Source organism: Aeromonas sp. QDB03, assembly GCF_027707985.1.
Lineage (GTDB): Bacteria > Pseudomonadota > Gammaproteobacteria > Enterobacterales > Aeromonadaceae > Aeromonas > Aeromonas hydrophila.
Map to the genome: position 1 here is coordinate 66,668 of NZ_JAPCJG010000003.1, position 13,652 is coordinate 80,319.

General features: G+C 61.8%; 12 protein-coding genes. 1 reads left to right on the plus strand and 11 read right to left on the minus strand.

The annotated features are described in order from the left end of the window. Positions 1-3: 3 nt before the first annotated feature. From PG900_RS09440 to ribF, 10 genes are all read right to left on the minus strand, one after another. Positions 4-3,357, minus strand: a complete 3,354-nt coding sequence (locus tag PG900_RS09440; RefSeq protein ID WP_270798072.1) for a pilus assembly protein — start codon at positions 3,355-3,357, stop codon at positions 4-6. An 11-nt stretch (positions 3,358-3,368) separates the two neighbouring features. Beyond that, on the minus strand, positions 3,369-3,842 hold the full coding sequence (locus PG900_RS09445) for a pilus assembly PilX family protein (RefSeq protein WP_230581672.1): 474 nt from the start codon (positions 3,840-3,842) through the stop codon (positions 3,369-3,371). Between the two features lie 13 nt (positions 3,843-3,855). Beyond that, the gene (locus PG900_RS09450; protein WP_270798073.1) at positions 3,856-4,950 is read right to left on the minus strand and encodes a PilW family protein; all 1,095 of its coding nucleotides are present in this window, start codon (positions 4,948-4,950) and stop codon (positions 3,856-3,858) included. Next, positions 4,947-5,360, minus strand: a complete 414-nt coding sequence (gene tppB, locus PG900_RS09455) for a type IVa pilus pseudopilin TppB (protein WP_016349429.1) — start codon at positions 5,358-5,360, stop codon at positions 4,947-4,949. The genes PG900_RS09450 and tppB overlap by 4 nt, the downstream gene beginning before the upstream one ends. Next, positions 5,357-5,860, minus strand: a complete 504-nt coding sequence (gene tppE / locus PG900_RS09460) for a type IVa pilus pseudopilin TppE (RefSeq protein WP_011704647.1) — start codon at positions 5,858-5,860, stop codon at positions 5,357-5,359. Before tppE ends, tppB begins: the two co-directional genes overlap by 4 nt. Positions 5,861-6,121: 261 nt before the next feature. Next, entirely contained in the window at positions 6,122-7,057 is a 936-nt protein-coding gene (ispH, locus tag PG900_RS09465) for a 4-hydroxy-3-methylbut-2-enyl diphosphate reductase (protein WP_017409030.1), read from the minus strand. Continuing rightward, a complete protein-coding gene (fkpB, locus tag PG900_RS09470) occupies positions 7,057-7,509 on the minus strand; it encodes an FKBP-type peptidyl-prolyl cis-trans isomerase (protein ID WP_270798074.1) in 453 nt (150 codons plus the stop codon). The genes ispH and fkpB overlap by 1 nt, the downstream gene beginning before the upstream one ends. Continuing rightward, the gene (lspA, locus tag PG900_RS09475; RefSeq protein WP_270798075.1) at positions 7,506-8,009 is read right to left on the minus strand and encodes a signal peptidase II; all 504 of its coding nucleotides are present in this window, start codon (positions 8,007-8,009) and stop codon (positions 7,506-7,508) included. The genes fkpB and lspA overlap by 4 nt, the downstream gene beginning before the upstream one ends. Beyond that, entirely contained in the window at positions 8,009-10,870 is a 2,862-nt protein-coding gene (gene ileS / locus PG900_RS09480; protein ID WP_270831346.1) for an isoleucine--tRNA ligase, read from the minus strand. Before ileS ends, lspA begins: the two co-directional genes overlap by 1 nt. After that, positions 10,870-11,844, minus strand: coding sequence for a bifunctional riboflavin kinase/FAD synthetase (ribF, locus tag PG900_RS09485; protein WP_017409028.1), 975 nt, complete (start codon positions 11,842-11,844; stop codon positions 10,870-10,872). Before ribF ends, ileS begins: the two co-directional genes overlap by 1 nt. Between ribF and PG900_RS09490 the strand changes: the two genes are divergently transcribed. Further along, positions 11,749-11,946 (plus strand): hypothetical protein, encoded by a 198-nt coding sequence (locus PG900_RS09490; protein ID WP_270798284.1) that lies wholly within the window; start codon positions 11,749-11,751, stop codon positions 11,944-11,946. The genes ribF and PG900_RS09490 overlap by 96 nt on opposite strands. Positions 11,947-11,985: 39 nt before the next feature. On the opposite strand, the gene murJ is transcribed toward PG900_RS09490, so the two are convergent. After that, positions 11,986-13,551, minus strand: coding sequence for a murein biosynthesis integral membrane protein MurJ (gene murJ, locus PG900_RS09495; protein WP_270798077.1), 1,566 nt, complete (start codon positions 13,549-13,551; stop codon positions 11,986-11,988). Positions 13,552-13,652: the final 101 nt, after the last annotated feature.

Sequence of the window (13,652 nt, forward strand, 5' to 3'; positions counted from 1 at the left end):
CCTCTACTCCAGTTGCAACCAGGATTGGCGACCACCCAGATCACCCGCCCCCTCTTCCAGCGTGACCGATATGTTGCCGCTGGAGCCACTGATGTACTTGCGCTCCATGTCGGCATCTTCCACCACGCTTGGCGTCGTGGTGAGCTCGTCAAACTGCTTGCCGCTGACCGGCACCTTGATGTCGTTGCCGCCACTGTCCTTGATCCCTACATAGTCGTCATCGTTGACCGCGCCATCGCCATTGACGTCGAACACCGAGTAGGTCAGACGCGCTCCCGAGACAGGATCCAGCTCCATCAACCAGGAGCGCCCACCGAAGTCACAGGCGTCCGCCGAGGGGATCAGGGTGTTGAAGATCAGCCGCTTGTTGCGATAAAGCATTTCTGACACGGCTCGCTCCCCCACCCCCTTGCTCAGCGCAGGGGATTTGAGCACCAGATACCACCCTTTCTGGCTGGTGTAGTTGACCGCCGTGTTGGACACCACCCTCACGTTGAACTTGATGGTAGTGCCATTGGCGGAGTATTCGTGGGTAATGCTCTGCTGCAACAGCTGGCTGCTGAGTACGCTAGCCCCCGTATCCCAGATGCCGTAGACGGCTTCCAGCCTAGGGGTCGCCGGCAGCAACTTGTCGTCATTGGTGAAATAGCTGCCCGTTCCCATCAGCACCATGATGCCCCCTTTGGGATGACGGATGGCCAGCGGGCGCATGGTGACGGGTTGACGCGTGCTGGCGGAGCAGGTTCCGTTGCACGCCTGAAACAGCGGTTTTGGCTTGTTGCCGGTCTTGAAGGCACTCCCCCACTGGGCGCTGTTGTTGTCGGTCAAATCGAATTTCCACAGATTGCCCTGCAGATCGCCGGCGTAGACATAGTCCGCCACCCGGTCGCCATCCTCGTCTACCGGCAAGGGGGATGAGAGACCATTGGGCTCGCTGGCCGAGCCCACCTGGGTGTCTATCTCCTTGATCACCGCGCCGGTCGCCAGATCCAGCACGAACAGGCGCGCCGTTTGGCTGGTGCTGTTGTAGCCGTTGGCCACCAGCGCCACCCATTTGTTGCCGGATTTGACCCGAACCAGGGTCGGCGCTGCCAGCGCCACCCCCATCTCGGCATTGGTAAACTCCCACAGCATCTTGTCAGCGGTGAAGCTGTCCGGCGCCGTCACGTCGATGGCAAACACGGCCTTGCCACCGGCACCGGTCGATCCCAGCAGCACGGTTTTCCAGCTGCTGCCAAGATAGGCATCGCCTACCTTGGCCGTGCCATCGACATAGTAACGATGGCTGTAGTCCGGCTTGGTGAGCAGATTCAAATCCCCCAACAGGCTGGCAGGGATGTAGGCCAGGGTCTCCACCCCGTTGGCAACCCTGAAACCGTGCAGCATGCCGTCATTGGCCCCCACGTAGAGCATGGGGGTGCGGCTGCGAATAGCCGTCGAACCGAGGAAACTCAGATAACCGTCCCGCTCCGCCTGGGTCAGGCCGGTGGCGCTGCCGTAGCCGTAATCCCGGCTGCCGACATAGACGGGATCCGAGTTGATGATGTCCCCCAGCAGATCGCTGCGGCTGCGAAACAGACCGCCATTGCTCTGCTCGCGACTGCGATCGCCGCGCAAGTAGGCAACCCGGTTTTCCCCCTGGCTGTCGCCGGCAAGGTTGAACAGGGCACGGTTGGTGGCATTGAGATCGGCCCAGGTGAAGGGAATGCCGACCCCGTTTTGTCGAGTAAAGATGCTGCGGGAGGTGTGTGCCGGGATCAGGGTTGCGGCATCCCAGGCCATGTTGCCCAGCGACCCATCGCTGTTGAGGGGGATGGAGATAAGTTGCCCCGACCAGTCGCCGCTGTTGTAGCGGGCCTGGTAGATGTGGGTATTGCTGTCCAGCCGGGTGGCGTTGGCGGTCACCGAGCTGGCGGAGCTGTTGCGGGCCGCGATCTGGGCCAGGGTGCTGCTCAGGGCTGCGGCAAAGATGTCGGGGTCGCCCGCGCTGAAAAAGCTGCCCTTGCTGTTGAGTGCCGCGTGCCACAGGTCATCGATCTTGTACTCCGGAATGTAGGTCGCGTTCTTGTACTCCTTGTCATCCGGATCATGGGGATTGGGCCAGCTGTTCGGGATGCCGTTGGCCGGATTGAGCGACCCGTTGACCCCGAGTCCAACGGTAAAATTGACCAGATGCTGCCAGTTGGCGGGATCCGCCGTGCTGGTCGGCACCTTGTCGGCCAGATCGGCACGCAGGTCGGTTTTCCAGTATTTGTAGGCCACGTCGGCCAGGGTATTGCTGTAACCATCCTTGTCCAGATCCCCTACCGAGGGGGTATCCCCGTTCCAGTAGCCATCGGTCATCAGGATGTTGTAACTCTGCCGGCAGGTGAGGTGGGGCAAGGTGCTGCCGGCACTGGCCGCCCAGGGGCCGTTGTTGTCGGTGCGGGAGAAGTACTCCCCCACATCTTTCAGGCTGGTGCGCAGCGGTGTGCCGGCGGCCGGAATATCGCGGCTGTAGAGGTCGCTGAAAAAGGCGCTGCGATCGGTGCCGGAAAAAGGTGCAACCCCGCGGATCACGCTGCCGCTGGCATTGATGGTGGCAAACCCCACCCGCAGGGCCTGCCCCTGGCTTGCAAAAGCACGGCCGACCCCGGCACGAGCCGCCAGGATCCGGGAGCGGTAGTAGGTGTACCAGTTGGCGAAATTCTGGATCTCCTCGTCATAGGTACAAACGGGGGCGCTTTTGCAATCGCTGCGATTGGGGCGTCCGCCATAGGTACTGCCGGACTTTATCTCCACCCGGGTATAGCTGCCCACCTTCTTCACGTCGCCACTGCCCTTGTAGGCAAAGTAGACGGCAGGCCAGAAGGTTTCATCGTCGTTGTAGTCAGTGGAGGAGAACCCGGTGTAGTAACGCAGGGACTTGGAGCGGTTGTTCTTGGTCAGATCTCGACAGCCGGCCGTGGTATTGAAGGGGTTGTGCGGTGCACAGCTGACGCTGGCATTCGCCATCAGGGTGCCGTCTGCCTTGGCCCAGGGCCGATAGCTCTGCTGCGGGTTGTAGTAGAGTTTGTTGTTGTTGCTTGAGCGGGTATAGGCGTTGCGGTCGTTGCTGCTGGTGAAGGTCACGGTCCGGTTGTCATAATCCTCGCTGCCATAGACATTGTCGGCTCTGGGATAGACGTAGCGAGCGCTGTTCTCGATCAACCCCTCCGGCATCAACTCGAAGTGCATCGAACCTGAGTCATCGAGACTGAACATGATGTTGGGTTCGGCCCGGGTTCCGAGATAGAGGGGAACCTGGGCAATGTCGAGGGCTGCCTGCACCTGGGAGCAGAGCAGCAGGGCCGAGAGTCCGTAGCCAGATGCACGCATGGGTTGTTCTCCTAGCGGCTGTAGGTCGATTGCAACAGCACCCGGCTCTCGTCCGAGAGTCCGAATCCCCTTGCCGTGATGCGATAGAGGCGGCGCTCGCTGATGGGCTCGTCAACCGCCAGACTCTCGTTGCTGCCCTGGGTATAGGGCAACCGCTCGATAAAATATTCGGGGGCCCGTCCGGTCAGGCCGCTATTGGCATAGGTGCGCCAGGCCGTGGAGGGAGAGGCGGGATCCACCGCCACGCTGACGAACTCATAGAGGCCGGCACTGTTGTCGTAGGGGCCTGAACTGCCCGCCTCCAGATAGCGCTCGGCAGCACGCAGCGCCGCCTCCGCCGCCTGCAGCGCCTGCTGTGACTCCTTCTGGTTGCCCGCCATCTTCTCCTGCAGCAGGGCGCTCTGCATGCTGGCCATTGCCAGCAGGCTCACCACAGCAAGAAAAATCAGGCTGATCACCAACGCCATTCCCCCTTGTCGAGCCATCATGCCTCCTTCCTCATGGCAGCCGGTTGCGCAGAGCGACCGTGGTTTCGGCCACCCAGTACCAGTGATTGTCGACAGCCTGGAAGGTGGCGCCGGCAAAGCTGATGGCCTGCGGATCCGATACCACATTGCCCTGACCGCTGCGCATCAACAGCTGAACGCCGATCCCCAGCACGTTGTCCCAGTTCGGGTTGCTGGCGGCGCTCACATAGCGATCCGCCGCCCGATCCCGGTTCTGATCCTCGCCGAAGGTCAGCTGAACATCGGTGACCCCGTCCACCAGCAGCATGCCCGCAGCCAGACCGCTCTTGCGATACAGGGCATAGGGCGCATTGGCAGAGGGGCGGGCAATGTAATAGATCCGGGTCTCCATCCGGCTCAATACCGAGCCGGCACCGAAGCGCTCTTCGACCGGGCTGCTGGCACCTCCCCAGGAGCTGACGGCATTGCCAGGGGTATATTTGTTGTCGTTGGAGTGGCCGATGTTGATCTCACTGCCGCCACCCACCACCTGGGTCTGGGTGATCTGGAAGATCCGCGCCTTCTGACAGTCGGACACCATGACGATGTCCCCCTCGCACAGGTCGCTGTAGCCCTGCTTGCCGGTACCGCAGTAGTTGGCCTTGCTGGAGAGTTGCTGCACGAACAGCTGGGCGGCGCTGTTGTTGCGAGTGACCGGCACCCCGGCGCCGGTCGGCCCCTGCACCAGCAGCACGTCGGTTCCCGGTTTGGGTTTGGGCTCGGCAGCGGTAAACAGGGCCGACAACGCCGTGGGCAGCGTCGCAGTGACATTGTCATAGCCGCGCAGATGGACGGTGAAGTTGTAGGGCAGCGCCGTACCACCGTTAAGGGTGTTGGTGATATTGACCCCCTGCTTGCTGAGGCAACCCTGGTAGCCCACCATCCGCAGCTCCTGCTGCAGCAAATTGACGGCAAACCGGCTGTCCTCCTGAACCCGGGCGATGGCCTCGCCGGTCAGATAGGTTTTGTGGTTGCCAAGCAGCACCTGAATGATGACCCCGACCGTCAGCAGTGACAGCAGCAGGGCGATCATCACCTCCACCAGACCGACGCCGGCCTGACGCAACAAGGTGCGCCGCCCGCTCACAGATCCGTCCTCAGGGTCATGCTGCGCAGCGCAGGCTCGGTAGCCAGCCGGCTGGCATCCCACTGGATGGTGATGGTCGCCTGCCCGGCACTGACGGCAATGGCGCCGTCACCGCCCGGCAGGCCGGTCAGCGCCTGTTTCCAGTACTGCACATCCTGTATCGCCATCGAGCTGCCGGAGACAGCCTCTCCCAGCCCGACATTGTATTGGCCGAGCAGGGCCGCGCTGCGATTGGCCCGCATCATGTCAGTGATCATGTAGCCGAACTGGGTCGCTTCTGTGCGGGTGAGCGCCGATTGATTGCTCTTGAGCGCCTGTAACTGCAGGGTTGCCATGCCGAGAATGCCGATCGACAGCACCAGCACGGCGATCATGATCTCAAGCAGAGATACCCCCTGATGTCGTTTCATATGCAGCTGGTCTCCACGATGGATGGGCGCCCGGCCGGGGTGATCGTGATGTCGCGCGAGGCCTCTTGGGCACACTCCGGCGGCTGCAGAGAGAACACCAGCGCCACCTGCTGACGCCCGTCGAGAAAGCCATTGCCACTGAAGCGTACCAGCGACGTATTGCTGACCAGGGTGCCGGCACCCATGTCGGGAAAGAGCCGCAGCAATTCGCCGTTGTCGAGGGTGCCATTGCCGTTGCGGTCGACCCAGATCTGCCAGCCCGATTCCCAGTGGTTCTGGGTCAGGTTGCTGGCGGTTGCGGAGAGCGTGACCGCGGTATTGCGGCGAATGGCTTCGGAGCGGGCGAGGTTGATGGCGGCCACAAAGTTGTTGGCCTGGCTGGTCAGCGTCATGTTGCGCAATATCGCGCTAAAGGAGGGAACTCCCAACGTCAGCAGGATAGAGATGAGCGCAACGGTGACCATCAGCTCGATGAGGCTAAAACCTGAACGCAAAAACATCCTGTTTCGCTCTGATTTTGTCGGGGAGGCTCGTTCGCATATCCATGTGCCATCAAGCCAGATGAGAAGATCATCAGCAGTCTAGACCGCAGACCTTCGCTTGCAATTCAATCTACTCAGATCTTGGACATACATCATCAAATTTCGCGGCAATCTCGCCACAAACCGGACAACAAGAGTCATAAGAATCGCCCATGAAAAAGCCACCTCACAGGAGGTGGCTCAGGCACTCGTGGCACTATCCCGCACGGGATGGCTGACTCAAAGGATGCGCAGCTCCGGCGGCACCTCAAACACCACGTTCTCTTCACGACCGGGATGCTCGGCCACCACCTTGCCGCCCAGCTCGCGCAAGCGCGTGATGACCGACTGCACCAGCACCTCGGGGGCGGAAGCGCCGGCGGTGACACCGATCGCCTCTACTCCCGCCAGCCAGTCGGGCTCGATCATGGAGGCATCGTCGATGAGATAGGCTTTGGCACCCACCTTCTCGGCCAGCTCCCGCAAGCGGTTGGAGTTGGAGGAGTTGCGCGACCCCACCACCAGCATGGCGTCCACCAGCCCCGCCATCTCCCGCACCGCATCCTGGCGGTTCTGGGTGGCGTAGCAGATGTCGTCCTTGCGCGGCCCCTGGATCTTGGGGAAGTGGACACGCAAGGCATCGATGACGTCCGAGGTCTCGTCCACGCTGAGGGTGGTCTGGGTGACGAAGCAGAGGTCATCCGGGTTCTTCACCTTGAGCTTAGCCACGTCTTCCGGCGTCTCCACCAGATACATGCCCCCCTCGCGATTCTCGTACTGACCCATGGTGCCGATCACCTCGGGGTGGCCAGCATGACCGATGAGCACGGCCTCGGAGCCCTTGCGGCTGGCGCGATGGACCTCCATGTGCACCTTGGTCACCAGCGGGCAAGTGGCATCGAACACCTTGAGGGCTCGGGACTTGGCCATCTCGCGCACCGCCTTGGAGACGCCGTGAGCGGAGAAGATGACGATGCTGTCGTCCGGCACCTCATCCAGCTCTTCGACGAAGACGGCGCCCGCCTCCTTGAGCTTGTTCACCACGTAGCGGTTGTGCACCACCTCGTGACGGACATAGATGGGGGCGCCAAACTTCTCCAGCGCGCTCTCGACGATGCTGATCGCCCGGTCGACACCGGCACAGAAACCACGGGGATTGGCCAGAAGAATATTCATCAGTGAACCGCTTCCTCGTCATCAACCCCCAGGATCTCCACCTCGAACGTGACGGTGTGACCGGCCAGGGGATGGTTGAAATCGACCGTCACCGACATCCCTGCCACCGCCCGGATGATACCCGGCAGCTCGCTGCCGTTGGGCTGGTCGAACAGGATGATGGTGCCGACCTTGGGCTCTACATCGGCACCGAACTTGGCGCGGTCCAGATGGTAGATATTGTCGGGATTGGAGAGGCCGAAGGCCTCTTCCGGTGCCAGCGTGAAGCTCTTGTTCTCCCCTTCGCGCAGCCCCAGCAGGCACTGCTCGAAACTGGAGGTCAGGCTGCCATCGCCCATCCGCAGGCGGGCAGGCTTGCCTTGCAGCGCAGTGCTGTCGGCCACCGAGCCATCTTCCAGCTTGATGGCGAAGTGGAACAGCACGCTGCTGTCTGCCGCAATCGGCTGGCTCATGGCGTCACGTCCTTCTTCTTCTCACTGCGAAAACCGTCCAGCACTATCATGGCGGCGCCGATGAAGATGAAGCTGTCGGCCAAGTTGAACGCCGGCCAGTGGGCGCGCTGCCAGTAGAAATCAAGGAAATCGACCACGTGACCCAGCACCAGCCGGTCAAACACGTTGCCGAGCGCCCCGCCGATGATCAGCGAGTAGGCGATGCCGCTCCAGCGCTGAGCGACGGACTGCTTGCGCAGCCAGTGGATCAGCAAGCCGCAGATGGCAAACGCCAGCACCGCGAAGAACCAGCGCTGCCAGCCGCCCTGATCAGCCAGGAAGCTGAAAGCCGCCCCCTTGTTGTAGACATGGACCAAGTTGAAGAAGGGGGTGATCTCCACCCCCGGGTAGCCAAATGGCAGCAGCTTGACCACAGCGAGCTTGCTCCCCTGGTCCAGTACAAATGCCAGCACTGCCAGCCACAGCCAACGCAGGCCGCTTTTATGGTGAGTCATGTTCATCAGGCAAATTGACGAGTTTCGCCGTCACCCTCGACGTTGGTGACGCAGCGGCCACAGATCTCTTCGTGACCAGCGATGGTGCCCACGTCTTCCACATGGTGCCAGCAGCGGTCGCACTTGGCGGCGGCAGACTGGGCCACGCTCAGCCACAGGTCATCGCGCTCGGTCGCCACGGCGTCTGCCGGGGCGGCATCGACGCTGACAACCTTGGCCTTGGAGGTGAGCAACACGAAGCGAAGCTCATCGGCCAGGGCGTTAAGACGCGCAGCCAGTGCCGGCTTGGCGAACAGGGTCAGCTCAGCCTGCAGGGAGCCACCGATGCGCTTCTCGCCACGAGCCACTTCCAGCGCCTTGTTCACTTCACCGCGCACGGTGAGGATCTCGGCCCAGAAATCGTCGTTGAGGGTTTCACCCGCTTCCAGCCCGAACAGGCCGTCATACCACTCCTCGGTGAACACGAACTCGCCGCGCTCACCCGGCAGCAGCGCCCAGATCTCGTCGGCGGTGAAGCTCATGATCGGCGCCATCCAGCGCACCATGGCCTCGGCGATGTGATACAGGGCGGTCTGGCAGGAGCGACGGGCCAGGCTGTCAGCCTTGGCGGTGTACTGACGGTCCTTGATGACGTCCAGGTAGAAGGAGCCCATCTCGATGGAGCAGAACTGCATCAGCTTCTGGGTCACACCGTGGAAGTTGTACTCGTCGAACGCCGCCATGATCTCAGCCTGTACCGCTTTGGCACGACCCACGGCCCAGCGATCCACCACCACCATGTCGGCAGGCGCCACCATGTCGGTCGCCGGATTGAAGCCGTTCAGGTTGGCCAGTAGGAAGCGGGCAGTGTTGCGGATACGGCGATAGGCGTCGGCAGAGCGCTTGAGGATCTCGTCGGAGACGGTCATCTCGCCGGTGTAGTCGGTGCTGGCGACCCACAGACGCAGGATGTCGGCACCCAGCTTGTTCATCACGTCCTGCGGGCTCACCACGTTGCCGATGGACTTGGACATCTTGCGACCCTGGCCATCCACGGTGAAGCCGTGAGTCAGCACCTGGTTGTAGGGAGCCTTGTCTTTCATCGCCACGCCGATCATCAGGGAGGACATGAACCAGCCGCGATGCTGGTCAGAGCCTTCCAGATACATGTCGGCCGGGTTGCCGTTGAACTCGGGACGGGCGTCGACCACGGAGGAGTGGGTCGAACCTGAGTCAAACCAGACGTCCAGGGTATCGGGCACCTTGTCGTACAGGTCGGCGTCGCTGCCCAGCAGTTCGGCCTTGTCCAGATCCCACCAGGCCTGAATGCCGGACTGTTCGACCCGCTTGGCGACTTCGTGCATCAGGCGCACGGATTCCGGGTGCAGTTCCTGGGTCTCCTTGTGGACGAACAGGGAGATGGGCACGCCCCAGGTACGCTGACGGGAGATACACCAGTCAGGACGGTTCTCGACCATCGCCTGGATACGGTTTTTACCCCAGGCCGGCACCCAGCCACTCTGGCCGTGCTGTTGGATGCCGTCTTGCTCGATGCGCTCGATCTCCTCCAGCGCGCGTTTGCGCAGACCCTTCTGCTCCATGCTGATGAACCACTGCGGGGTGGCACGGAAGATAATCGGGGTCTTGTGACGCCAGCAGTGCGGGTAGGAGTGGTTGAACACCTTGTGGTGCAGCAGGGCGCCGCGCTCGGTCAACACCTCGACCACGGAGGCGTTGGCCTTGAACACGTGCTGGCCGGCAAACAGTTCGGTATCCGGCAGGTACACGCCGTTGCTGCCAACCGGGTTGGCGACTTCCAGACCGTACTTCTGACCGACCACGAAGTCTTCCTGACCATGGCCAGGTGCGGTGTGTACGGCACCGGTACCGGCATCCAGGGTGACGTGGTCACCCAGCACCACCGGCACGTCGAAGCTGTAGAAGGGATGGTTGAAGCGCAGCAGCTCGAGTGCGGCGCCCTTGGCGTAGCCCAGGTTGTGGAACTGCTCGATACCGGCGCGATCCATCACGTCCTTGACCAGCTCGGCGGCCAGGATCAGGCGCTCGGGATGCTCCCCTTCCACCTGCACCAGCGCATAGTCCAGATCGGCGTGCATGGCGATGCCGCGGTTGGCGGGCAGAGTCCAGGGGGTGGTGGTCCAGATCACGGCAGAGATCGGGCCCTTGCCGGTGTGGCCTTCGGCGCAGTCAAACTTGGCGGCAACACCCGCCTCGTCGACGGCCTTGAAGCGCACATCGATGGAGGGGGAGTTCTTGTCGTAGTACTCCACTTCGGCTTCCGCCAGGGCGGAGCCACAGTCGGTACACCAGTGCACCGGCTTGGAACCTTTGTGCAGGTGGCCGTTTTCAACGATCTTGGCCATGGAGCGAATGATGTTGGCTTCGGTGCCAAAATCCATGGTCAGGTAGGGGTGTTCCCAGTCACCCAGCACGCCCAGCCGGATGAAGTCGGTCTTCTGCGCTTCGATCTGGGTCTTGGCGTATTTGCGGCACTCGGCGCGGAACTCGGCGGCGGAGACCTTCTCGCCCGGCTTGCCGACCATGCCTTCTACTTTCAGTTCGATGGGCAGACCGTGGCAATCCCAGCCCGGCACGTAGGGGGAGTCGAAACCGGAGAGGCCCTTGGACTTGATGATGATGTCTTTGAGGATCTTGTTGACCGAGTGACCGATGTGAATGCTGCCGTTCGCATAGGGGGGGCCATCGTGCAGAATGAACGAAGGCTTGCCCGCTTTGGCGCGGCGAATGGCGCCGTAAAGATCCTGATCGTACCAACGTTTCAGCATGTTGGGTTCGCGCTTGGCCAGATCGCCACGCATCGGAAACTCGGTTTCCGGAAGATTCAGGGTGTGTTTATAGTCGCTCATCAGTCCTGGGTTCCCTTCTTTTCTAAAAGAGTGCTGGGTAAATGGAGTAGTGGCAGCCCGAACCAGGCTCGGGCCGCCAGGGCATCTCGTTCGATCTGCTCTTTCAAGGCGGTGAAAGAGGCAAACTTCTGCTCTTCGCGCAGCTTGTGGCGAAGCAGCACCTTGACCTGTTGACCATATAGGTCGCCAGAAAAATCAAATAGATGTACTTCCAATCTGGCTTGTGTACCGCTCAAGGTCGGCCGTACACCCACATTGGCGACACCGGGGAAGGTCTTGCCGGAACATAACACTTCCACCGCGAACACGCCACCGACCGGGATCACCTGGCGCTTGAGGGCCAGATTGGCGGTGGGAAAACCTATGGTGCGGCCCAGCTTGTCGCCGTGAGCCACCCGGCCGCTGATGGTATAGGGGCGGCCGAGCATCAGCTCCACCTCCGCCATGCGGCCGGCCGCGAGGGCCTCGCGCACCAGCGTGCTGCTGACCCGCTGACGGGACAACTGGAAGCTCTGGGTGCTGATCACCTCGAAACCGAAGCGCCGGCCGGCCTCTTCCAGCAGGTGGAAGTCCCCTTCCCGCCCCTTGCCGAAACGAAAATCGTCGCCCACCACCAGATAGTGCACGCCGAGTTTCTCCACCAGCAGTTGCTCGATGAAGGTGGTGGCGGACTGCTCGGCGAAGCGATGATTGAAACGCACGCAGAGCATGCGATCGATCTGCATCCCCTTGAGCGCTTCATACTTCTCCCTCAGGCGGCTAAGGCGGGCCGGCGCCGCGGCCCCGGCAAACAGCTCCAGCGGCTGCGGTTCAAACAGCATGACGCAGGCCGGCAGGCCCAGCTGGGCTGCTTTTTCCTGCAGGCGGGACAGCACGGCATGATGACCCTGATGAACCCCATCAAAGTTGCCAATGGTCAATACACACCCCCGGTGACGGGGCTTGATATTGTGAATACCGCGGATAAGCTCCATCAATGCCTTGTGCGTCGCTGCTATGAAAATCGCCGGATTATATATCAGGTGGCACTCTGGGTCAGCCCTGTTGCTGACCCGATTTCAGCCATCCCGCCCTGATTGCTGGTTCAGGTGGGACTTCAGCCATGGCGGGCCGACTCAGTCATCCCGCCCCGCTCTCAGATCTTTTGGCCGAATGCCCAGCGCCAGCAGGACACCGGCATAGATGGCGCCCCCCAGCACCAGCAGCATGGTCAGCTGCATGCTCGCCTTGCCCATGTGCCAGGCGCCCCATTGGGCCAGATCCGGCGAGAGGTAAAGGAGCACGCCCCCCATCAGCAGACTTGCGGTCAACAGCTTGAGGCAAAATACCCCGGTGTGGCGGGAGGGCCGGTAGACGTTCTGCTGATGGAGCCCTTTGAACAGCAGGGCCGCGTTCAGCGTGCCCGAGCAGGCAGTCGAGAGCGCCAGCCCCACGTAACCGAGCGGATAAATGAAGATGAGGTTGCAGGCCATGTTGGCCGCCATCGACATCATCCCGATCCGCACCGGGGTGCGGGTATCCTGGCGAGCGTAGTAGCCGGGGGCCAGCACCTTGATCAGCATCAGCGACAGCAGGCCCGTGGTGGATGCCAGCAGGCTCGCGCTGGACATGCTCACCTCATGCAAGCCGAACTCACCGCGCATGAACAGCACTCGCAGAATGGGTTCGCGCAGCACGGCAATCCCCACCATGGCGGGCAGGCCGAGCAGCATCACCATCCGTACCCCCCAGTCCATGGTGCGGGAGAAGTCGGCCGGATCGGCATCCACGTGCTTCTTGGCCAATGCCGGAAGAATGACGGTACTGATGGCGACACCGAACATGCCGAGCGGGAACTCCAGCAGTCGGTCCGAGTAATAGAGATAGCTGATGGCGCCGGTCGCGAGGAACGAGGCGAGCATGGTGTTGACCAGCAGGTTGATCTGGCTGACCGACACCCCGAACAGCGCCGGGATCATCAGGGTGCGGATCTTCACCACCCCGGGATGGTGCCAACCCCACTTGGGCCACACCAGCATGTTGATCTGGCGCAGGAACGGGAACTGGAACAGGAACTGCACCAGACCGCCGAGGAAAACACCGATGGCCAGCGCCAGCTCGGGGTCGTCCAGCCAGGGCGAAATCCACCAGGCGGCGGCGATCATGGTGATGTTGAGAAAGATCGGCGTGAAGGAGGAGACCCCGAAGCGGCCGAAGGTATTGAGGATGGCCCCCGCCATGGCGGTAAAGGTGATGAACCAGAGATAGGGGAAGGTGATCTTGAGCATCAGGCTCGCCATCTCGAACTTCTCGGCCGCCGGCCCGCCGTGCAACCAGTCCCAGAACCAGCCCCAACCGAACAGGGCGGTCAGCACCCCGGAACCCAGCACCCCGAGCAGGGTGACCACGGTGACGATCCCCCCTAGGGTGCCCGCCACTGCGGCCAGCAACTCGCGCACCTCGCTCTCGTCGCCCTTTTTCTTGTACTCCGTCATCACGGGAACAAAGGCCTGGTTGAAGGCACCTTCGGCGAACAGACGACGCAGAAAGTTGGGAATGCGGTTGGCAAAGAAGAAGACGTCTGCGGCCACCCCGGCACCGAGCAGATTTGCGATGACCACATCGCGCACCAAGCCCATCACGCGGGACGCCAACGTCATTCCGGACACTATCATGCCGGATTTGATCAATTTCTTACTCAAGACGAGGCCTCTGGAACTGTCGGAAAGAAAAGAATGCTGTTAGAATCGGCCGACAGTTTAACCGTCTCCCATCTGACACACCACCGGGGGGCGGTGTTTAT

What these genes read in the sequence shown, in the direction of transcription:
- PG900_RS09440 (WP_270798072.1), bottom strand. Translation starts at nt 3,357, where the DNA reads ATGCGTGCATCTGGCTACGGACTCTCGGCCCTGCTGCTCTGCTCCCAG.
- PG900_RS09445 (WP_230581672.1), bottom strand. Translation starts at nt 3,842, where the DNA reads ATGGCTCGACAAGGGGGAATGGCGTTGGTGATCAGCCTGATTTTTCTT.
- tppB (WP_016349429.1), bottom strand. Translation starts at nt 5,360, where the DNA reads ATGAAACGACATCAGGGGGTATCTCTGCTTGAGATCATGATCGCCGTG.
- tppE (WP_011704647.1), bottom strand. Translation starts at nt 5,860, where the DNA reads ATGTTTTTGCGTTCAGGTTTTAGCCTCATCGAGCTGATGGTCACCGTT.
- ispH (WP_017409030.1), bottom strand. Translation starts at nt 7,057, where the DNA reads ATGAATATTCTTCTGGCCAATCCCCGTGGTTTCTGTGCCGGTGTCGAC.
- fkpB (WP_270798074.1), bottom strand. Translation starts at nt 7,509, where the DNA reads ATGAGCCAGCCGATTGCGGCAGACAGCAGCGTGCTGTTCCACTTCGCC.
- lspA (WP_270798075.1), bottom strand. Translation starts at nt 8,009, where the DNA reads ATGAACATGACTCACCATAAAAGCGGCCTGCGTTGGCTGTGGCTGGCA.
- ileS (WP_270831346.1), bottom strand. Translation starts at nt 10,870, where the DNA reads ATGAGCGACTATAAACACACCCTGAATCTTCCGGAAACCGAGTTTCCG.
- PG900_RS09490 (WP_270798284.1), top strand. Translation starts at nt 11,749, where the DNA reads ATGATGACCCTGATGAACCCCATCAAAGTTGCCAATGGTCAATACACA.
- ribF (WP_017409028.1), bottom strand. Translation starts at nt 11,844, where the DNA reads ATGGAGCTTATCCGCGGTATTCACAATATCAAGCCCCGTCACCGGGGG.